Source organism: Moraxella sp. K127 (genome assembly GCF_015223095.1).
Lineage (GTDB): Bacteria > Pseudomonadota > Gammaproteobacteria > Pseudomonadales > Moraxellaceae > Moraxella.
Genome location: NZ_JADFBZ010000016.1, coordinates 1 through 18,819 on the forward strand (window position 1 = coordinate 1; position 18,819 = coordinate 18,819).

The window sequence follows — 18,819 nt, forward strand, 5'->3', positions numbered from 1 at the left end:
ATGCCACGCCCCACAGTCTTTTTTGGTGTGTATTTGATAAATGAGATGTTATTTACCAGACTTACCAAACTTTTTGCCAAATGTCTTATTGGTAAAATCAACCGCTTTATTTAGATAAGGACGAGCCTGCTCAAAATACGGCTTGGCTTGTTTGACATAATCAGCATAAGGTTCAGGCAAGCTCGCCCCTTGTTTGGCAACACCTGCAAACCACAGCACGAGCTTATAGTCACCCGAGATAACCACATCACCATCTTGGACGGCACTCATAAAACTTGCGATGTCGCCTTTGGTGAGTAGTCGCACGCCCGTCATGGAGTCTTTAAAATCAATGGTCAAATCGGCATGTCTGGCAGTCCCCAATGCCTGCCCAAAATGCCCATCAACAAAGCGGTAGTAGCGTGCCACGTCATCGCCACTTTTAAATTGAATGGCAAGTTCTTTGTCTTTGACTAGGTTGTGATAAGTTTCGTTATCGCCCTTGGATAGGGATGACAGTCGCAGTCCCAAGCCATATAGCAGGGCGTCCAAAGGGTCGGTTTTTACGTCAATGATGGGTAAAGTTGGCATGATGTTCTCAAAATAGCAAAAAATAATACTCTAACGCAAATCCGAGCGTTTATAAAGTGTTTTTTGGTAACTTGTCTTTGATGTATCGCTCGGGGTGTCGCTCGGGCTTATCGTTTATCAAAGCGATGACCCATGGCATACAGCACGCCTTCTAGTCCTGTGATATTGACTGATGCATCGGCTTTGACACGCACGATGGGTTTGGCTTTATAGGCGATGCCAATGTCGCTAATCGCCATCATGGGCAAATCATTTGCCCCATCGCCCACGCACACCACTTCTTCCATGTCTATCGCCATCTTATCAGCGACATGAGCGACAATGCGAGCTTTGGCTTTGCCATCAATGATGTATTTGTCCACTTTGCCGGTGAGCTTGCCATCGGCAGACAGTAGGGAGTTGGCGTGATATTCGTCCATGCCCAGACTCTGTGCCACATATTTGGCAAACGGGGTAAAGCCCCCCGATATCAGCACCGTGCGACAGCCTTTGCTTTTTAGGGCTTTGATGGTGGCAAATGCCCCGTCTGAGAAGCTGATGTGGTTTTTGATGATTTCATCAACAACCGAAACATCCACGCCTTCTAAGAGTGCCACACGTTTGGCAAAACTTTCATTAAAATCCACCTCGCCATGCATGGCAGACTCAGTGATCCTGTCCACTTTGTCCGCCACACCTGCCATGCGTGCCAGCTCAACGATGACTTCTTGGTGAATGAGCGTTGAGTCCATGTCAAAACAGACGAGCTTATGACGACGAAGCACTTGGGCGATGGACAGAATATGCACATCAATATAGCCTTTTTTGAGCTGTGCCATCTGCTCATCTGTCAGCTCGGACACTTGCCCTGTTTCATCCACTTGGAATTGGTAGTTGGGCTTGGGTTTTAAGGTTTTTCTTAGATAAGCGGTCAGCTGTTCGTCAATGATATGGGCGACCGCCTCACGCTTGTCGGCACTCATCTCTTTGTGGTCAGTTGGGATGAGCAGATAACGATACACTGCCACGTCCGAGAGATGCTCATGTGTGCCTATCAGGTGTGCGTTGGCGACTGCCGTCTCATCATCAAAAACCGCCACCGCTTGCCAACCCCTTTGCTCACTGCTCCATGCTTGCACCACCTCATCCATCTGCCGACCGCTGTCCGTCAGCTCATCAACTGCTGTCTTTGCCACGACCAAGATGATGGCAAACACAGGCAACTGTTTTAGAGCCTGAATACTGCCTGTTGTACCCTCAGGCAAAAGATGTGCCACACGGTCAATGGCATTTTGCCATGCCTTAGAATCTTTGGGAAGTGCATAAGTATTCATCGTTAGTACTCGTTATTGTTGATGTTGCGTTTTATTGTAACATTTTTAGCTAGGCAATGAAAAGTTAAAAATGGCATGAGTGTTAATTACTCAGATTTTATAACAATTTGGTCAATATTATGTAAAATTTTATCCAAATCATGCCGGCATGAGTTTAAGTGCTTAAAATTTCACAAAAAAAATGATAAAATCTACACCCTATTTGTCCACATGCCCAATGAACGATTCATCATGACCTATCCTGCCCCCCGTCACGGCTTATTTGCTGTTTTTATTTTGGTAAGTTTAACCCTAAATTTGCTGTTTTTTGTCATCAGTAACGAGCGACAGCAAAAAGAGCGTTATGAGCGTAGCATACAGGCGGAAGCGGTGGCGATTGCCGAAGAGTTGTCTGCACCGCTTAGCATTAACGACCGCATTAGCATGAGCGTGGTGGCAAATCGCTACATTCGGGGCGATGACGTGGCATTTGTGGGGGTGTATGATGTGAATGACAATCTGCTCGTGCCTGTGGGTAAAGAGACACAGGGGCATGCGGTCAAAGAAGTGGTGACAGGCAGTCAAAGCGTACTGGGCTATGTGACGGTACAGACGCATGAGATTAATCGAGCCAAGATTATCTCTGATAACTGGATGTATCTGGTGGGGGTGGCGTTTTTACATGCACTGCTATTGCTCATTTATGGCTATGTGGCACGCCCGACCGACGCCATTCGCATTGAGATTTCCCATGACGTGCGTAACCGCCTGCTTGCCAAGGGACTGCTGTATGATGTCAATCAAAAGAACCACGCCCACAGCAGTGGCGACCCCATCAGCACCCAAACAGGCTCATCTGGCACACCTCACGCCAAGCATGACACGCCCCCTGCCCAATCTGAGCCGTCACATCAAACGCAAAGCGAGCATACTTATGTCATCCAAGCCCGCTTTGACGACCCCAATGACCTGCTTGCCACGGTGGGCAATCAGACCAAAAACGTCTATTTTTCACTGTGTCATCAGCTACTGAGTAAGGCGACCACAGAACTGCTTGCCTTGCCAGTGTTTCATGGGGTCAGCGTAGAGAGTATTTCGCCCTTTGATGACCAAGGCTGTCGTATCGTGCTGTCAGGTAAGGATAAATATAGCAAATCCGCCCTAGCATCCATCCTGCTGGCACGGCTGGCACTCATGCTTAATCAAACCATCTATGACAAGCACCGTGAACTCAAACGCTTTGCCCTACCCATGCGTACTTATGTTAGCGACATCGCCCGTCAAGATGAAGTGGTGGGCGTGGGGATAAAACACCGTAAAACGCCATTGGTACTACTGCCAAACCGTGTCGTCACGGGTCTGTCGCCCCATGGTAATTTTCTAAAACTTGCCGATCCGATTAGTGTTGCCGAGCGTGAATGCCGTCATCTAAGACATGTGAGTATCTCTCATGCCGAGACATTGGAGCGAGTGCGAGACAAAGTATTGCTGTCTGGCTAATGGATAAAAATGGGGGATGGTAGGGCGTGCCTGCCTTTTGTATTTGCAATGAAAAATGCCTGTTTAAAAAAGCAGGGAAATCGCACGTTTTTCAAGGAAAAAGCGAAGTTTGATAGTCGTTCTATCAAACGAGCTTTTGACGATGAAAAACAATCCGACCACTTAATTTAAAAAATTGAGTTAAAATCTTGAAAATTTACCCGATTAAGTGGTCGGATAGCCATTTTTCATGCAAAAACGATTAGTTTTTTCTAAAATATTTCTATATTGTAAATAGTGCTATAAAGGTTCAGCACGCCCTAATATTTTTAAAAATTACTTGACAAAAGATGATTTTACCTTTATAAGGATTTTGAAATTGGGTCAGTTTGTTTTTGCTAAATTAGTTTAAAAATAAAAACAAATTTACTCATCTTGCCCATTATTTATTTACCCCAACCCATTTATCCAAAAGGAGTTATCATGAGCGGTCTTGATGATGATTTTGATGATGATAATTTTGAAGAAGATGCCGATGCCCAACTGGCAGACGACACCAAAGCCAAGCCCTTAGAAAAACGCCTTAAAATCGACGCCATGCTCGAAGAGCAACGCCTAAATAAACTCATGCGTGCCTTAGAAGATGACGATGATTTTGCCGAATTTGATGATTTGGACGATGATGATTTTGATGCCTAAACTTACCTTAGGCTAAGTTGTTGTTGTCATCTGTCTGTCATCTAATCATGTTACTTTTAGCCATGCTATTTTAATCCAAACCCCAAGAGTACACCCATGACCCGTGATGAATTAATAACGCTACTATACAGCGAAGAGACGAACCCTTATGGCTTTGACCCTGTTGCCACGCATGGGTTTTTGACCGCCAGTATTGTCGGCAAGCCGTTGCCAAATTGGCTGTCTGTCTATTTTGATGGGCATGAAAATGACGTGAGTGTTGATGTCAAAACCGCCCTGACGGCATGGCGAGATGAGATTTATCAAACCCTAAAAGACGAAGAGCCTGTTGAGCTACCCTTTGATGCCGATGACGACGAAGAAGACTTTGGCGAAGACTCAGATGTGGTGGCGTGGTGTATCGGCTTTATTGAGGCGATGTATGGCGACGAGTCTGTGGACTGGTTTGATGATGCCGACACCGAAAAAGATGTGGCGGAGCTGACCTTGCCGATGGTCATCTTATCAGGCATGGATGAAGAGAGTGAAGAACTTGGCATGATGAGAGGCGACATTGACATGATGGTACAGCTTGCCAACAGCCTAGAAGGCAATGTCACTGAGCTGTTTTTGTTGTTCCATACCAATGACTGATGGTTAGGGCGTGCCTGCCCTTTATAACACTATTTACAATATAGAAATATTTTAGAAAAAACTAATCGTTTTTGCATGAAAAATGGCTATCCGACCACTTAATCGGGTAAATTTTCAAGATTTTAACTCAATTTTTTAAATTAAGTGGTCGGATTGTTTTTCATCGTCAAAAGCTCGTTTGATAGAACGACTATCAAACTTCGCTTTTTCCTTGAAAAACGTGCGATTTCCCTGCTTTTTTAAACAGGCATTTTTCATTGCAAATACAAAAGGCAGGCACGCCCTAGCCATACCAATTTTTATCATTTTTGATAATTTTTATAAAAATTAGTCATAATTATGCCAAACTTTGTGACAAAATGATTAAAAATACGTTATAATGGAAGTGTAAAACCATTTTGCACTTCTTTTTTGTTAACAATAGGTAATCCCCAATGTTAAAACACATTCTTTTAGCGACCAGCGTACTGGCGTTGTCTGCCACAGCGTCTGCCAACTTAACTTTTAAAGCAGGTCTAGGTTATCTTGATCCAACCGCGGAAAAAGACATTGCCACAGGTCTTCCAAATGCTAAAGTAAGTAGCGAAATGGCAGTATTGCCTTCTTTTGACTATCGCTTTGCCAACAGCCCATTTTCAGCAGAGTTGCTATTAGCCAGCCCATTTGAGCACACTGTCAGCGTTGGTGCCAATGATGCCAACAGAAGTGATGTGGCTAAATTCAAGCACTTGCCACCAACTTTAACCTTTAAATACAATACTCCAGAAGTTAATGGCTTTGGTGCTAACATTGGTCTTGGTGCCACTGTACTTGTTCCTTATGAAGAAGAACTTCTTGGTAGCAATGCTAAACTAGAAGCAGACACTGTGGTCGCCCCTGCCGCTCAAATCGGTGTGACCTACTCTAAGCCATCATCACCATGGGGTCTGTTTGCTGACGTACGTTATGTAGACCTAAAAACTGATTTGGAAGTTGATGGTGCCAAAATCGGTGAGCTAGAAGTAAACCCTGTGGTCTATGCCCTAGGTGTTAGCCATAAATTCTAATCTGTATATCAGTTAGACATCAAATCCCTGACCGTTGGTTGGGGATTTTTGTTTATAAAAATCTTTACAAGTGTTTTTAAATGAGTTATGCTAGGTCATCAGTCTTAGGATTGATAATTTTAGGATTGATGATTTTTTTGTTTTCATTTGTAAGGACACACCATGCACGACCACATTCACGGCTATGAAGCCAGCCCCCACGCCTATCCTTTTCCACTCATCATCAAACAGCTGTTAAACCGAGCCAAAACCGTCTCGCTTGACCAAGAGATTTTTTATGCTGACAAAGCCCGATTTACTTATCGGGAGTTTTTGGGGCGGATACAGCGTTTTGCCAATGTTTTGACCGATTTGGGGCTAAAACGAGGCGATGTCGTGGCGGTCATGGACTGGGACAGTCATCGCTACCTAGAAGCGTATTTTGCCATTCCCATGCTTGGGCTAATTTTGCAAACGGTCAATATCCGCCTATCGCCAGAAAAAATCCTATACACCCTAAACCACGCCAAACCCAAGGCGTTACTGTTAAATTCTGAATTTATGCCGATGATTGGTAATCATGTCCATGACGTGCCAAGCGTTGAGAAAATCATTTGGCTTGACGACCACGCCACGCCTGCCCCTGATTTTGTGGTAGGTGAATACGAAGAGCTACTAAGCCGTGCTGATGACACATTTGAATTTGAAGATTTTGATGAGAACACCATTGCCACGACTTTTTATACGTCTGGCACGACAGGCGACCCCAAGGGCGTATTTTTTAGCCACCGCCAAATCGTCCTGCACGCCATGGCGGTGACAATGGGGGCAAGCCTAAACCCCGATGAAGTCGGACTGAGATACTCGGACGTGTATATGCCGATTACGCCGATGTTTCATGTCAATGGCTGGGGCATTCCCTATGTGGCGACCATGATTGGGTTAAAACAAATCTATCCGAGCCGTTATGTACCAAGCCTGTTGGTGGATTTGGCAATCAAACACAAGGTTAGCTTTACCCACTGCGTGCCGACCATTTTGCAAATGATGTTAAAAGAAGCAAGCGAGCGTGATATTGCCTTTGACGGCTTAAAGATGATTATCGGTGGCTCCCGTCTGACCGAAGGGCTTGCCAAATCCGCCCTAGTCCATGGCATACAGGTTTATACCGCCTATGGCATGAGTGAGACTTGCCCTGTGATTACGGTGGCAACTTTTGACAAAAAAGAGCCTTTAACGCCTGAGAACTCACTTGCCACTCGGGTGAGTACGGGCGTGCCTGTGCCACTGGTGGATTTGCAAATCTGGAATGAACACGGGCAAATCCTACCCCAAGACGGCAAAACGGCAGGCGAGGTGGTGGTGCGTACACCATGGCTGACCCAGAGTTATTTTAAAAACCAAGACGCAGGCGATGGGCTGTGGACGGGTGGCTATCTGCACACCCAAGACATTGCCCACATGGACGATAAAGGCGTGGTGCGAGTTACCGACCGCCTAAAAGATGTCATCAAATCAGGGGGCGAGTGGGTGTCGTCATTGGAGATTGAGACGATTTTGTCGTTGCACCCGTCTGTGGCAGACATTGCCGTCATCGGTGTGCCTGATGACAAATGGGGCGAGCGACCTTTGGCACTGGTGGTCAAAAAGCCAAATCATGACGACATTACGCCTGATGATATTTTGGCATTGGCACACCAAGCCTATGAACGTGAGATTATCCCCAAATACGGCATACCCAACGAGCTACGTTTTGTCGCCGACATTCCCAAAACCAGCGTGGGCAAGCACGACAAAAAGGTAATTCGTATGCTTGTGGCGGATGGTGAGTTGTAATTGACTGCCATAGGTTTATCGGGCTGACTTTGCACCCTAAAATTGGCGTTATCAAAGGACGTGCTCAGCACGTCCCTACGTCTACATGACATAAATTTGTGGTAATTTTAAAATTCTTTGACTGTATAACAAACGCAGGGCAGGCGGTTAAGACAACTGGCGATATCTGACCTGCTCTGCCCATAGCTTACGGCTGTTTAGGGGTTTGTAGTCAAGCAGGTAGTCTATCATCGCTCGATGTACTTGTCCGAGTAGTGCCAAGGCAGTGGGGCTTGGCTGATGATGGTCTGACTCACTGACCGCCCTAATCACCGCCCCTGATGTGCCAGTGCCATCGGTGCTGACAAAGCCCCGTGTGGGGATAAAGTCATAATATGCCTGCACGTCAATCGCCCGTCCTGTCTCATCTGCACCCCAGTCAATGCCCACGCCTAGCTCATCAAACAACGCTCTCTCAAACTGCCGTAGTGTTTGTTTCATCTTGTTCATATTGCTCATCTCATGAGCGGTGCTGTTGTCTGCTTTGTCATCGCCCATGTCATGATGGCTGATGGTTTGGAGTCGTGTCACGCTGTCATGATAGTGTTGCCATAGGGCAGGGCAGGGGTTTTCGGGGGCGATGAGTCGGCAGATGAGTTCATTAAGATAGAGCAGGGCGTATTGATTTTGCCCCAAAGGGCGTGGGGGCGATGTGGTCGTGATGTGAATTTGGGTGAAGTTTTTTAGGGCGTTTTGCCCACTGGCAAACAGCTCAATGACCGCAAAGGACGGCATACCACGCACGCCCACGCCATGCACCACGCCATGTTCGGCACTAAAAAACTGATAAATCGCCCGTTTTTCTTGGTAGGCTCGGGCGTGTAGCAGATAGCCGGTCAGTGGCTCGTTTTTCATGATGGGTCGCTTGATATAAAAATAAGTTAGCGATAACTCAGTGCTTCCGCCAAATGAGCCGTCCCCACGCTCTCTGCCCCTGCCAAATCAGCAATGGTACGAGCCACTCTTAGTACCCGATGATAGCTACGAGCAGACAGATTGAGCCGTGATTGGGCGGTCGCTAGGAGCTGTTTTTCTGCCGTGCCAAGCGGTATGTGCGTGTCAATCTCGCTCGGGGTCAGCTCGCTGTTGGCTTTGCCTTGACGGTCTAGGGCGATTTGACGGGCTTTGGCAACTCGCTCACGCACCACGGCGGACGGCTCACCCTGCGGAGCGTTTTGTAGGTCGTCTATCGGCATGGCAGGGACATGGATATGCAAGTCAATGCGGTCAAGCAAAGGGCCTGAGATTTTGTCTTGATAACGGCGGACTTGGTCGGGCGTACAGCGACAACGATTGGACGGGTCGCCATGATAGCCACACGGACACGGATTCATCGCTCCGATAAGCTGAAAATTGGCAGGGTAGGCGACTTGGGCGTTGGCTCGGCTGATGATGATTTCTTTGGACTCCAACGGCTGTCGCATGACTTCTAAGGTTTTGCGGTCAAATTCGGGCAATTCGTCCAAAAAAAGCACGCCCTTGTGGGCAAGGCTAATCTCCCCAGGTTTGGGACGTGAACCACCACCCGACAACGCCACCGCACTCATGGTATGATGACAAGAGCGAAACGGACGCACACCAAAGTCATAAGGCAGTCCTGCCACCGAATACACGCTTGCCACCTCCAACGCCTCATCATCGGTCAAGAGCGGTAAAATGCTCGGCAAACGGCTTGCCATTAAGGTTTTGCCCGAACCGGGCGAACCTTTAAACAGCATAGAATGCCCGCCTGTGGCACAAATCTCCAACGCTCTACGGGCGTGGTGCTGCCCTTTAACATCGGACAAATCGAGCGGATAAGTCGCCACCGTTTTGAGGGTTGATATGGCAGTTGGGGTGAGCCTATCGTCCGCATTACCGCCATTGATAGCGTTTAGATGACGGCAGACTTGGGCAAGACTCTCCGCCCCCAACACGCAAATATCCGCCACCTGTACCGCTTCGGACGCATTGGCACTTGGCAACATCAGCGTTCGCCCACCACTTTTTAGGGTGCGAGCCACCGACAGCGAGCCTGTTACCCCACGCAAATCGCCATTTAGAGCAAGCTCGCCCACAAATTCAAAATTATCCAACACCGTCTCATCAATCTGTCCGCTTGCCGTCAAAATCCCAATGGCAATGGGCAAATCAAGCCTAGCCCCGTCCTTGGGTAGGTCAGCAGGGGCAAGGTTAATCGTGATACGGCGATTGGGAAAGTCAAAGCCACTGTTGATAATCGCCGAGCGGACACGGTCTTTGCTTTCACGCACAGACGCTTCGGGCAAGCCGACCATGGTTAGAGCAGGCAAGCCTTGGGAGATGTGGACTTCCACCGTAACAGGCGGTGCGGTCAGACCGATGACAGAACGGGTGTGGATTTGGGCGAAGGACATGGGTTTATAATCTTAAATTTTAGGATTGGTAATGGTTGGTGTGGTTAATAGATAATGCTTGCAAATAAATTTGTAGGGAAAATTACAATTTACCTTTTATTAAAATTTATCAAATTTTAATCATTGGGCGAATTGCAATTCGCCCCTACAATCCCTAAAACATCAGTTAAACCACGGTTATTCATATTCATAAAGCTCAAAGGTCTCATCTCTTTTATCAAAAGGGATTAGCTCATCAATTAACGCATCAAATTCGTCATTATTTAATAAAACCCAATCACCATGATTGTTTTTGACAGGTTCTTTTTGATACACGTCATTTAAACGCTCAATTTGGACAGGTGTTAAATAAGGACTGTGCGTGCGTAATTGAGCCAGTAAATATTCTTTGATGTTTGGGCTATCCTGCCCCACCAAAGCCACTTCAAGCATTTTATATACCATAAATTCTTGCAGATTTTTTGCCACATATTCGCTTTCACAGTCATGGCAAATTCTGACAATCTGTGGCTCGCTGTGCTTGTCGTGTTCATAATAAAAGGCATAACAGTCGCCGTTGCCACACTGGGCAAACATCACCAAGCGGTTTTCGTACTCTGGTTTTAGATAATGCCCCTCATCATCATCTTGGCTTGGCAGATGGTCTTTGGTACAGGCAATCATCTCATCAGGCGAATACAGCTCATATTCATAAGACACGAGTAAAAAAGGCGGATTTTGCACAAGTTTTGGGAATACATCTTGATACCAATTTGGCACGCCAGTTTGCATATCCAGCATATCATCTTTGGCAAGCTGTTTGTATAAACTTGGCAAAGTAACTTCATAAGTCTTTTCTAAATAATCCATGTATTGTAGATAATTCATGATGTTTCCTTGTGGTTTAAGCCATGAATTAAACAATCGCCTTTTGATAAACATCGGACAATTCGGTTAAATTGACCGCATATTGCACGTTTTGATAAGTCTTACCAATCTCGCTTTGTAGTACGCTCATCACACGCCCAACCAAATCCGCCTTTATCTCATCACTGCGACCTGCCATAATCGCCAAATGTGCCACGACAAAATGCTCACCGTCATCAAATGCCAGTCCGATAAGACTGTCTGTCGCATGATACACACGGCTTTTGATGTCTTTGGACTTGGCAAATTGACCGCTTTCAAATAGGGCAGTATTTATTTTTAACAATAAGTCGGCTTCATCGGCGATTTTTAGGTTTTTGGATAATTCTAGGGTAAGATGGGGCATAAAACTTCCCTTTTAGGTTAATCAGGTTTGACACAAATCAGCACACGAATGCTGTCAGGCACGAGCGATAGATTTGCCAATGCCGTCAGGCCCTGCTCTTTCATCTCAATGAGCTGTGCAATTTCATCATCTCGCACGTTGGGATTGATGGCTTGTAAGCGTTGCAATCGTCCTATCTCTTTGTCCAGATGGTCGGCAAATTGGCTTTGGGCGGATGTACTGATGGCGGACAGCTCATCGGTTGCCTTGGTTTTGGCTAGGGCGGTGATGTTGCCGATGACTTCATGTCTTGCCTTGACGACTTGACGGGCTTTGGCTTTGTCCAGTCTGTCAATGATGGGCAGAAGTTTGTCGGGGGTTGCCACTTTGGTTAGGTCGTTGCCATTTTCGGCAAGTAGCACACGGATGATTTGCCCTGAGAGATAGGCAGATAGGTTTAGGTGCTTGGGGGCGATGGCTTCGACTCGAAAGTGGTTTTCGATGAGCATCAGACCCTGTGGCATGGCGGATGACTTTAACAGCACCACGCTGGTGTTGCCAAAGGTGCCTGACTTGATGGACTCCAACACGCCCGTCATGAGCGGATGTTCTAAGGTCATGTACGCCATGTCTTCACGGGTCAGGGCTTGGGTGCGGTCAAAGGTTAGGGTCATGCCGTCTTCGTCAATGGGTAGTCCTGAGATGTCCTGCACTTCGGTGCTGTCAATGGGATGAATGACCCACGAATCATCACGGCTAATGCTATAATCGACGTTGAGTGCGTCCAGATAGCGGTCGAGAAATACTGGCAGTATCTGCGTGTTGTCCAGCTCATGCATGGCTTGCACGATACGTCCTGCCACGCTAGGACGGCATGAGTTGTATTCTAACAGACGGTCTCGCCCTGCTTGTAGCTCGTCTTCGAGCTGTATACGCAGGGCGGTTGCGTCCGCCACCAGTTCGGCAAACTCATCGGGCGTGCCTTGTCCTTCTAGGAGCGGTTTTAGGTCGGCGATAAAATGCTCTTGCACCGTTTGGGCGGTTGGACTGATGTGGTTAAAGATGTTTAGGGCGTGGTCGTACCAATGATACAGGCGTTCTTGGGCGGTGCCAACGACAAAGGGGACGTGCAGGCGGATTTGGGCGATTTGTCCGATACGGTCAAGTCGTCCGATACGTTGCTCTAAGGTGTCAGGGTTGGCGGGCAGGTCAAACAGCACCAAATCTTGGGCGAATTGAAAATTACGCCCTTCTGAGCCAATCTCACTACACAGCAGTATCTGGGCTCCATGTGTGTCGGCAAAGTAGGCAGACGCTTGGTCACGCTCCAACAGGCTCATCTGCTCGGTAAAGACGGCAGTCTTAATGCCAGCGTGTAGACGTAGCACCGCTTCTAGGCTCTCAATGGTTGCCCCCGAGCGAGCGATGAGCAGGACTTTGTTGTGTTTTAAGTCGTTTTTTAACAGCTCAATAAGCCACGGCACTCGGGGGTCAGCTTCTAGCCACGAGCCGTCGGGAAAACTCTCTTCGCCCCACAGCTGTTCACGCAGTTTGCCATGAGTATAAGGGGTATTTTGCCACGCTGTCGGTAGGGGCAGTGGATAGGCGATACTGGTACGTCCATAAAAGCCCTGTACGCTGTCTCGGGTGTTTCTAAACAATACACGCCCTGTGCCGTGACGGTCTAGTAGCTCGTTAATGATGTGTTGGCGGAGCTTGTCATTGGTGTTAATATCAGTAATCTCACTGACATCAAAGCCGAGCAGTCCTGCCACTGCCGTGATTTGTTTGTCGGTCAAATCTTTACCGTCTATCAGCAAAGTTGCCACCATTGCCACGTCCGCAAAGGCATCTTGGGACGCGATAAAATCATCCAAATCATCAAAGCGGTGTGGGTCAAGCAGTCGCAGGCGGGCAAAATGGCTCTCCACGCCAAGCTGTTCTGGTGTGGCAGTCAGCAGTAACACCCCTGCGATGTGCTGAGCAAAATCCGCCACCAGCTCGTATTTGTCATTACCGCCTTGTTCGCTGCCCCAATGTAGATGATGGGCCTCATCCACCACAAGCAAATCAAAGCCCGACGCATACGCTTGTTCATATAAATCATGATGGTCAAGCAATAAATCAATGCTGGCGATGATGAGCTGTTCGGTGCCAAAGACGTTTTCATCAGGGTTATGCTCTTTGATGGACGCTGTCCGCACTAGGTCAAAAATGGCAAAATCTAAGTTAAATCGGCGTTTTAGCTCTATCATCCACTGATACTGCAAGCTGTCAGGGACAAGGATAAGCACTCGATTTGCCCGTCCTGTGATGAGCTGTTGATGAACGATAAGCCCTGCTTCTATCGTCTTGCCCAGTCCCACTTCATCCGCCAACAGCACCCGAGGGGCTAGGCGTTTGCCAACTTCGTGGGCGATGTAGAGCTGATGGTTGATGATGTCCACTCTTGCCCCGATGAGTCCACGCAAGGGGTGACGGGTGAGCATGGCGTTGAGTTTCAAGGCGTCTTGGCGGACTTCATAATGCTCATTATGCTCAATGCGTCCTGCCAACAGTCGCTCCAAGGGCTTGGCGAGCGTGATGTTTGCCGATAGGCGAGTTTCCATGAGACTTTTGCCACAGGTCAAGTGATAACGCATGACATCGGCTATCTCTTCACAGCTTGCCACCACGAACTCTTGCCCGTCTTGGTCAAAAATGGTGTCGCCACTGCCAAAGACCACCCGTGACAGTTGAGCGGACGCTTTGGCATATACTCGTTTTTCTTCGCTTTGGGGGAATAAGATGTGAACACAGCGGTCGTCCACTTCGATGACCACGCCCAACCCCAAATTACTTTCAGAGTCGGATAAATAACGCTGACCAATGGCAAATACGCTCATAAAAATTTAACGCTCGGTAAAGATGTGATGAATTTATGTTTATGGGGGCAATCCCTATTTTATAAAGGCAAATTGATTATTTTAAGGCAAATGGGTGGGATTTTGCAATAAAAATTTGTTGTGGGTGGTGGTAGGGCAAAACAGGGTGAATAATAGTTGTCCTATTTTAAGGCGTGGTTTGATGGGGTTAAGTGTGACAGGGTTAAAATAGGGCGTGTTGAACATTGATAACATTTTATTTAAATTCGGTAGAGTTTTAAAGCCTTGATTGATTTTTGCATGAAAAATGGCTAAATCTTGTTTTTCATCGTCAAAATCCTTGTTGATATTTCAATATCAACTGCGGACTTTTCCTTGAAAAACTTGCGATTTTTCTCATTTTTCATTGCAAATACCAATATTCAACACGCCCTAGAAAGATTTTATTTGGCAAGGCAAAATTAAAATAAAAACTACCTAGGACAAATCAAATGCCTTATCCAAATTTATCCAAATCAAACGCCAGTCCGTCAAAATCACTATATTTGCCATCATCTTTTACTGTCCGATTACGGCTTTTTAATCCCTTCAAGTAACCCCAAAAACCCCTTCACATACGCCACATCCCTACTGCTCTCACGCACCCCTGCATAAAGCTGACAATACACCCCCACCCCGAGCGGACGTGTTACCACCCAGCCTTTTTTCTCATATTCGCTCGCCACCCAGTCGGGCAGTGCTGACACACCCCGCTCGCTTGCCACCAGCTGAATGAGCATGGCGGTAAGCTCGGTCGTGCGAATATGTTTGGGGGTAACGCCATTTGGCTCTAAAAATTTGGCAATGACATCAAGGCGAGTCTGCTCCACAGGATAGGCGATGAGTGTCTCGTCCGCTAGGTCGGTAGGAGTTATCACGCTATGGCTTGCCAAGCGGTGCGTGGGCGACATCACAAGGCGACTTTCGTAGGTAAACAGTGGCTCATAATGGATGCCGTCTATCGGCAAATCGCTTGCCGTGATGAGTAGGTCAATGTCGCCGTCTAGGAGCATTTGGTGTGGTTCGGGTTCAAAGCCAGAGGCAAAATCCAACTCCACATCGCTATACTCGTTACGATAGACATTTAAAATCGGCATGAGCCAATCAAAACAGCTATGGCACTCGCTTGCCAGTCTTAGTTGCCCTGCTTGTCCGTGTGCCAAACGTCTTATGTCGGCTTTGGTGCGAGCGACTTGCGGCAGGACATTATCGGCAAGCTGCAAAACCAAGCGACCTGCTGGCGTAAAGGTTACAGGGCGAGTACGGCGATTGACCAGCGTAATGTCATAATAGCTTTCTAGCTCTTTTAACTGGTGAGAAATGGCGGATGCGGTCAAATTGAGCTCATCGGCAGTCATGGCAAGCGAACCGAGGCGGTCAAGGGCGGAGAGCATTTGCAAATGGCGGATTTCTAGCATGGCGGTTTTGGGTTAAAAATTTTTCAGTATTTTATCATAAAATCAAAAATTTTTCAGGTTAAAAAGGCTAGCAATGAGAATAAGTAGTGATTGATAATGGGGTGTGGTTTGTTGTACACCCAATGAATTCGATATTTGCCATAGGTTTTGGGGGTTGGCTTTGCGTGTCCATAAAAACATCCGCCCAATCATGTCAAAGCCCCATGACGGGGCTTTGATGATGGCATTTAATGATGGTGGTCGTGGCTGTGTCCATGAGAGCTGTGTTCATGACTGTGCTGATGTTCACCATGTCCATGATGATGTTCATGCCCTGCATGAGCGTCTTGGCTCATTTAATGGCTGTGTTCATGACTATGTGCATGACCATGCTCATGGCTATGTTCATGATTGTGATGGGCATGCCCGCCATGATGATGACCGTGCATGAGGTGCATGACGGTAGGCGAGAGCATGACAAACAGCCCTGAGATGAGCATGACAGCACCGCTAAATTTACGCAGGTTAAAGGTCTTGACCTTTTGTTGTAACCATGATAGCGTTGCCCCGGTCATGATAAGCATGGGCAGAGTACCCAGTCCAAAGACAAGCATGAACAGTACGCCCATGATGGGTTCATGTCCTGTCGCCGCCACACTCATCGCCATCACCAAAGCCCCATAGACCAGACCACAAGGCAGCAGTCCCCACAGCAGTCCTGCCCCAAGAGCCTTAGGCAGGCTGTCCATGGGCAGTACCTTTTGACGGATGGGAGCAAGGCGATTCCAAAGACCCAGTCCCACTTTTTCAAGGCGATTTAGAAATGGCACGCCAAGCATGAGCAGGGCGGCAAACACAATCGCCAGACCCAGCACGATGCGGGGCAGGGCGTTGCCCGTCATAAAGGGGGCAAGCACCGTCTCGCCAAAGATGGTTGCAATCAGCCCAAGAGCCATATAACTCATCAAACGTCCAGTGTGATAGGTTGCGATGAGCATGCCACGTTTTTGTGGGCTTAGGTTCTTCATGGAGATGCCAAAAGCAGTTACGATACCACCACACATCCCCATGCAGTGTGGTGATCCCAAAAAGCCCATGGCAAGGGCGGGCGCTAATAATACGATACTCATGCGTCATCCTTATTACGTTGGTTGTTTTGGGTTGCCTTGCTGGCGTGATTTAAGGCATCACGGCGAGCTTGACGGTCATCTAAGATGATTTGGTCGGGGGCATTGTCTAAATCTTCAAACTGGTTGGACTTGACCGCATAAGCAATCGCCCAAATCGCCACAACGAACAACATAAGACTTAGCGGAATGAGTAGGTAGATACTGGTCATGTCATCTGTTCCAAAAGCACAAGTTCTTTGCTAGTTTACCCAAATCAGGGTTTTTTATCTTTTCACTCATCTTTTATATTGGTCATTGATTGGGGCATGCCCATACTCATGGCATTTTTATAAAATGCGTTATGTGGTCATGTTATGTGCAACCAAATAATCATATCTTATTCATGACATTAGGTAAATTGTGTTTGCAAATAATCCACATTTTAACACATTTATCAGTTTTGACAGCAAATTTTTAAAAGCCCATAAAAAATTTATGGTTTTTGGATAAACATAACTTTTTTCTTAAAAGTTTCTTAAATTTCTTAAAAGTTTCTTAAAAGCCGACCGAGCCGATTTAATATTTGGTAGGTGATGCCAAACGTTTAGCATGGATAAATAGCATGGATAAATGGTCATATAAATAGCCATATGAACAGCCATATGAACAGCCATATGAACAGCCATACACTGATTTTTTACAAAATCACTTGCCACAGCTGTAAATTTTTGCGAAAATAAGCCAAATTAGCTTTTTGTTTTATATCTGATAAAGAGTCGCCATTTGTCACTACAATCCCTAAAAATACAGTCTTTACCAAGATTTTCCCTAAACTTTGCCGCCAATATCGTCGCTGCCTTGTGGATGTTGGTGGGGTCAGTACGTGCCTTTAATTGGGTTAAGCCCACGTTTGGGCAGTTTGTGCTATTTGCTTTATTGGCGTTGGCGGTCAATATTTTGTTGGCATGGCTGACAGCACATTTTGGCAGTGATTTTAACGAGCAAGGACTCATCAGTTATCTGATTTGGCCGACCATCATGCTCATTGCAGGGATTTTGCTTGCCAAGCGTACGCTCAACTATTCACTGCTGTTTGTGCCTGTGATTTTGTGGCTTGTGGCGGATACGCTACTGATTTTGGTACAAAGTGGCATGCAGTTTTTGAGCTTGCAAAACTGGCTACCAAACTGGATGTATCGCATTTTGCCCGATTTGTTCGTGGCACTGTTTGTATGGCAGACGGCGGCACTACTTCTGATTTTCGCCAAGCGTTTGCACTGGCAGTGGTGGGAGCGAGTCATCATGATGATAGGGGCGATTGCCCTGTTGGTTGTCTGGCAAAAAAACGTGGCAGACCAACCCATTTTTAAGGTAAAAAACCAAAACCCAACCATCAGTGAAATCGCCTTTTACGCCCAGCCGATGATTTTGGCAGACCATTTGGCAGGCATTGAAAAGTCGGAGACGGGCGAGACCGACTGGTACTTTATGGGTGTGGCAGGGTATAGCGAGTTAGATGTTTTTACCAATGAAATAGAGCAGGCAAAACAGCTGTTTGATGTGCGTTTTGGCACAAAGGGTAAATCGATTGCACTCATCAATAACCCAAGCACATGGCAGTCTGACCCCATCGCCACCAAGACCAGCATTCACGAGACACTCCAAACCATCGGCAAACAGATGAATGCCGATGAAGACGTGCTGTTTTTGACGTTAAGCTCACACGGAGCGGTGGATGAGAGTGGTCAGATTTTGGGGGATTTGGTGCTGGATAATCCGCCACTGGATTTGGATGACATTGACCCTGTGTGGCTAAAAGAGACACTTGACGCATCGGGCATTCGTTGGCGGGTGATTGTCATCTCATCGTGCTACTCGGGGGCATTTATTGAGAGTTTGGCATCACCGACCACGCTCATCATCACCGCATCGGCTGCCGATAGGGCATCTTTTGGGTGTAGTCATAACGCCGATTTGAGTTATTTTGGGCGGGCGTTTTTTGCCGAAGGCTTGCGTGGCGATAAAAACACTTTTGATAATGCCTACGCCTACGCCAAAAAGCGGGTGGGCGAGCTAGAAGCACTTATGGGCTTTACGCCATCGGAGCCGCAGATGTATGTCGGTAGTCTCATGAAAACGGCACTGCCCGAGTTGGAACAAACGCTTTTTGACAACAGTCAAGAGCCGACCATGCCAGCAGATGGCAAGCCTTAACAATAACAAGCCCTAAC

General features: G+C 47.1%; 19 protein-coding genes. 8 read left to right on the forward strand and 11 right to left on the reverse strand.

Going from position 1 to position 18,819, the window contains the following annotated elements:
- Positions 1-48: 48 nt before the first annotated feature.
- Both IM753_RS04920 and serB read right to left on the reverse strand, forming a co-directional pair.
- A complete protein-coding gene (locus IM753_RS04920) occupies positions 49-570 on the reverse strand; it encodes a hypothetical protein (protein WP_062500574.1) in 522 nt (173 codons plus the stop codon).
- A 107-nt stretch (positions 571-677) separates the two neighbouring features.
- Positions 678-1,883 carry a phosphoserine phosphatase SerB gene (gene serB / locus IM753_RS04925; protein ID WP_194108791.1) on the reverse strand — a complete coding sequence of 402 codons (1,206 nt, stop codon included), beginning with the start codon at positions 1,881-1,883 and terminating at the stop codon, positions 678-680.
- Positions 1,884-2,114: 231 nt separating this feature from the next.
- On the opposite strand from serB, the gene IM753_RS04930 reads away from it, so the two are divergent.
- From IM753_RS04930 to IM753_RS04940, 4 genes are all read left to right on the forward strand, one after another.
- The gene (locus IM753_RS04930; protein ID WP_194108792.1) at positions 2,115-3,362 is read left to right on the forward strand and encodes a hypothetical protein; all 1,248 of its coding nucleotides are present in this window, start codon (positions 2,115-2,117) and stop codon (positions 3,360-3,362) included.
- Positions 3,363-3,410: 48 nt separating this feature from the next.
- Positions 3,411-3,533, forward strand: coding sequence for a hypothetical protein (locus IM753_RS13280; RefSeq protein ID WP_255518643.1), 123 nt, complete (start codon positions 3,411-3,413; stop codon positions 3,531-3,533).
- Positions 3,534-3,824: 291 nt separating this feature from the next.
- Complete coding sequence (locus IM753_RS04935) at positions 3,825-4,040, forward strand: PA3496 family putative envelope integrity protein (protein ID WP_029102430.1); 216 nt, start codon at positions 3,825-3,827, stop codon at positions 4,038-4,040.
- 96 nt (positions 4,041-4,136) lie between these two features.
- A complete protein-coding gene (locus IM753_RS04940; protein ID WP_194108793.1) occupies positions 4,137-4,673 on the forward strand; it encodes a YecA family protein in 537 nt (178 codons plus the stop codon).
- A gap of 135 nt (positions 4,674-4,808) precedes the next feature.
- On the opposite strand, the gene IM753_RS13285 is transcribed toward IM753_RS04940, so the two are convergent.
- Entirely contained in the window at positions 4,809-4,931 is a 123-nt protein-coding gene (locus IM753_RS13285) for a hypothetical protein (protein WP_255518643.1), read from the reverse strand.
- Between the two features lie 176 nt (positions 4,932-5,107).
- Here IM753_RS13285 and IM753_RS04945 point away from each other — a divergent pair, with 176 nt between their 5' ends.
- Together IM753_RS04945 and IM753_RS04950 are read left to right on the forward strand one after the other, a co-directional pair.
- Positions 5,108-5,719, forward strand: coding sequence for an OmpW family protein (locus tag IM753_RS04945; protein ID WP_065256613.1), 612 nt, complete (start codon positions 5,108-5,110; stop codon positions 5,717-5,719).
- Positions 5,720-5,881: 162 nt separating this feature from the next.
- Positions 5,882-7,534: a fatty acid--CoA ligase gene (locus tag IM753_RS04950; protein WP_194108794.1), complete on the forward strand. Its 1,653-nt coding sequence runs from the start codon at positions 5,882-5,884 to the stop codon at positions 7,532-7,534.
- A 147-nt stretch (positions 7,535-7,681) separates the two neighbouring features.
- Here IM753_RS04950 and IM753_RS04955 read toward each other — a convergent pair whose 3' ends face one another.
- From IM753_RS04955 to IM753_RS04980, 6 genes are all read right to left on the reverse strand, one after another.
- Complete coding sequence (locus tag IM753_RS04955; protein ID WP_062498580.1) at positions 7,682-8,428, reverse strand: DNA repair protein RecO; 747 nt, start codon at positions 8,426-8,428, stop codon at positions 7,682-7,684.
- 26 nt (positions 8,429-8,454) lie between these two features.
- Positions 8,455-9,948, reverse strand: coding sequence for a YifB family Mg chelatase-like AAA ATPase (locus tag IM753_RS04960; protein ID WP_194108795.1), 1,494 nt, complete (start codon positions 9,946-9,948; stop codon positions 8,455-8,457).
- Positions 9,949-10,125: 177 nt separating this feature from the next.
- Positions 10,126-10,815, reverse strand: a complete 690-nt coding sequence (locus IM753_RS04965; protein ID WP_194108796.1) for an SMI1/KNR4 family protein — start codon at positions 10,813-10,815, stop codon at positions 10,126-10,128.
- Positions 10,816-10,843: 28 nt separating this feature from the next.
- Positions 10,844-11,200, reverse strand: coding sequence for a 5-carboxymethyl-2-hydroxymuconate Delta-isomerase (locus IM753_RS04970; protein ID WP_065256609.1), 357 nt, complete (start codon positions 11,198-11,200; stop codon positions 10,844-10,846).
- Positions 11,201-11,217: 17 nt separating this feature from the next.
- Positions 11,218-14,064, reverse strand: coding sequence for an RNA polymerase-associated protein RapA (gene rapA, locus IM753_RS04975; RefSeq protein WP_194108797.1), 2,847 nt, complete (start codon positions 14,062-14,064; stop codon positions 11,218-11,220).
- 548 nt (positions 14,065-14,612) lie between these two features.
- Positions 14,613-15,500 carry a LysR family transcriptional regulator gene (locus IM753_RS04980; RefSeq protein WP_194108798.1) on the reverse strand — a complete coding sequence of 296 codons (888 nt, stop codon included), beginning with the start codon at positions 15,498-15,500 and terminating at the stop codon, positions 14,613-14,615.
- A 190-nt stretch (positions 15,501-15,690) separates the two neighbouring features.
- Between IM753_RS04980 and IM753_RS04985 the strand changes: the two genes are divergently transcribed.
- Positions 15,691-15,930, forward strand: coding sequence for a hypothetical protein (locus tag IM753_RS04985; RefSeq protein WP_156065189.1), 240 nt, complete (start codon positions 15,691-15,693; stop codon positions 15,928-15,930).
- On the opposite strand, the gene IM753_RS04990 is transcribed toward IM753_RS04985, so the two are convergent.
- On the reverse strand, positions 15,836-16,609 hold the full coding sequence (locus IM753_RS04990) for a sulfite exporter TauE/SafE family protein (RefSeq protein ID WP_156065186.1): 774 nt from the start codon (positions 16,607-16,609) through the stop codon (positions 15,836-15,838). The genes IM753_RS04985 and IM753_RS04990 overlap by 95 nt on opposite strands.
- Positions 16,606-16,818: a cbb3-type cytochrome oxidase assembly protein CcoS gene (ccoS, locus tag IM753_RS04995; RefSeq protein ID WP_062498601.1), complete on the reverse strand. Its 213-nt coding sequence runs from the start codon at positions 16,816-16,818 to the stop codon at positions 16,606-16,608. Before ccoS ends, IM753_RS04990 begins: the two co-directional genes overlap by 4 nt.
- A gap of 553 nt (positions 16,819-17,371) precedes the next feature.
- Between ccoS and IM753_RS05000 the strand changes: the two genes are divergently transcribed.
- Entirely contained in the window at positions 17,372-18,802 is a 1,431-nt protein-coding gene (locus IM753_RS05000; protein WP_115248000.1) for a C13 family peptidase, read from the forward strand.
- The last annotated feature ends 17 nt before the right edge of the window (positions 18,803-18,819 follow it).

Excerpts from the sequence above, each read along its gene's own strand:
- IM753_RS04920 (WP_062500574.1), bottom strand. The coding sequence starts at position 570 with ATGCCAACTTTACCCATCATTGACGTAAAAACCGACCCTTTGGACGCC.
- serB (WP_194108791.1), bottom strand. The coding sequence starts at position 1,883 with ATGAATACTTATGCACTTCCCAAAGATTCTAAGGCATGGCAAAATGCC.
- IM753_RS04930 (WP_194108792.1), top strand. The coding sequence starts at position 2,115 with ATGACCTATCCTGCCCCCCGTCACGGCTTATTTGCTGTTTTTATTTTG.
- IM753_RS13280 (WP_255518643.1), top strand. The coding sequence starts at position 3,411 with ATGAAAAATGCCTGTTTAAAAAAGCAGGGAAATCGCACGTTTTTCAAG.
- IM753_RS04935 (WP_029102430.1), top strand. The coding sequence starts at position 3,825 with ATGAGCGGTCTTGATGATGATTTTGATGATGATAATTTTGAAGAAGAT.
- IM753_RS04940 (WP_194108793.1), top strand. The coding sequence starts at position 4,137 with ATGACCCGTGATGAATTAATAACGCTACTATACAGCGAAGAGACGAAC.
- IM753_RS13285 (WP_255518643.1), bottom strand. The coding sequence starts at position 4,931 with ATGAAAAATGCCTGTTTAAAAAAGCAGGGAAATCGCACGTTTTTCAAG.
- IM753_RS04945 (WP_065256613.1), top strand. The coding sequence starts at position 5,108 with ATGTTAAAACACATTCTTTTAGCGACCAGCGTACTGGCGTTGTCTGCC.
- IM753_RS04950 (WP_194108794.1), top strand. The coding sequence starts at position 5,882 with ATGCACGACCACATTCACGGCTATGAAGCCAGCCCCCACGCCTATCCT.
- IM753_RS04955 (WP_062498580.1), bottom strand. The coding sequence starts at position 8,428 with ATGAAAAACGAGCCACTGACCGGCTATCTGCTACACGCCCGAGCCTAC.
- IM753_RS04960 (WP_194108795.1), bottom strand. The coding sequence starts at position 9,948 with ATGTCCTTCGCCCAAATCCACACCCGTTCTGTCATCGGTCTGACCGCA.
- IM753_RS04965 (WP_194108796.1), bottom strand. The coding sequence starts at position 10,815 with ATGAATTATCTACAATACATGGATTATTTAGAAAAGACTTATGAAGTT.
- IM753_RS04970 (WP_065256609.1), bottom strand. The coding sequence starts at position 11,200 with ATGCCCCATCTTACCCTAGAATTATCCAAAAACCTAAAAATCGCCGAT.
- rapA (WP_194108797.1), bottom strand. The coding sequence starts at position 14,064 with ATGAGCGTATTTGCCATTGGTCAGCGTTATTTATCCGACTCTGAAAGT.
- IM753_RS04980 (WP_194108798.1), bottom strand. The coding sequence starts at position 15,500 with ATGCTAGAAATCCGCCATTTGCAAATGCTCTCCGCCCTTGACCGCCTC.
- IM753_RS04985 (WP_156065189.1), top strand. The coding sequence starts at position 15,691 with ATGTCAAAGCCCCATGACGGGGCTTTGATGATGGCATTTAATGATGGT.
- IM753_RS04990 (WP_156065186.1), bottom strand. The coding sequence starts at position 16,609 with ATGAGTATCGTATTATTAGCGCCCGCCCTTGCCATGGGCTTTTTGGGA.
- ccoS (WP_062498601.1), bottom strand. The coding sequence starts at position 16,818 with ATGACCAGTATCTACCTACTCATTCCGCTAAGTCTTATGTTGTTCGTT.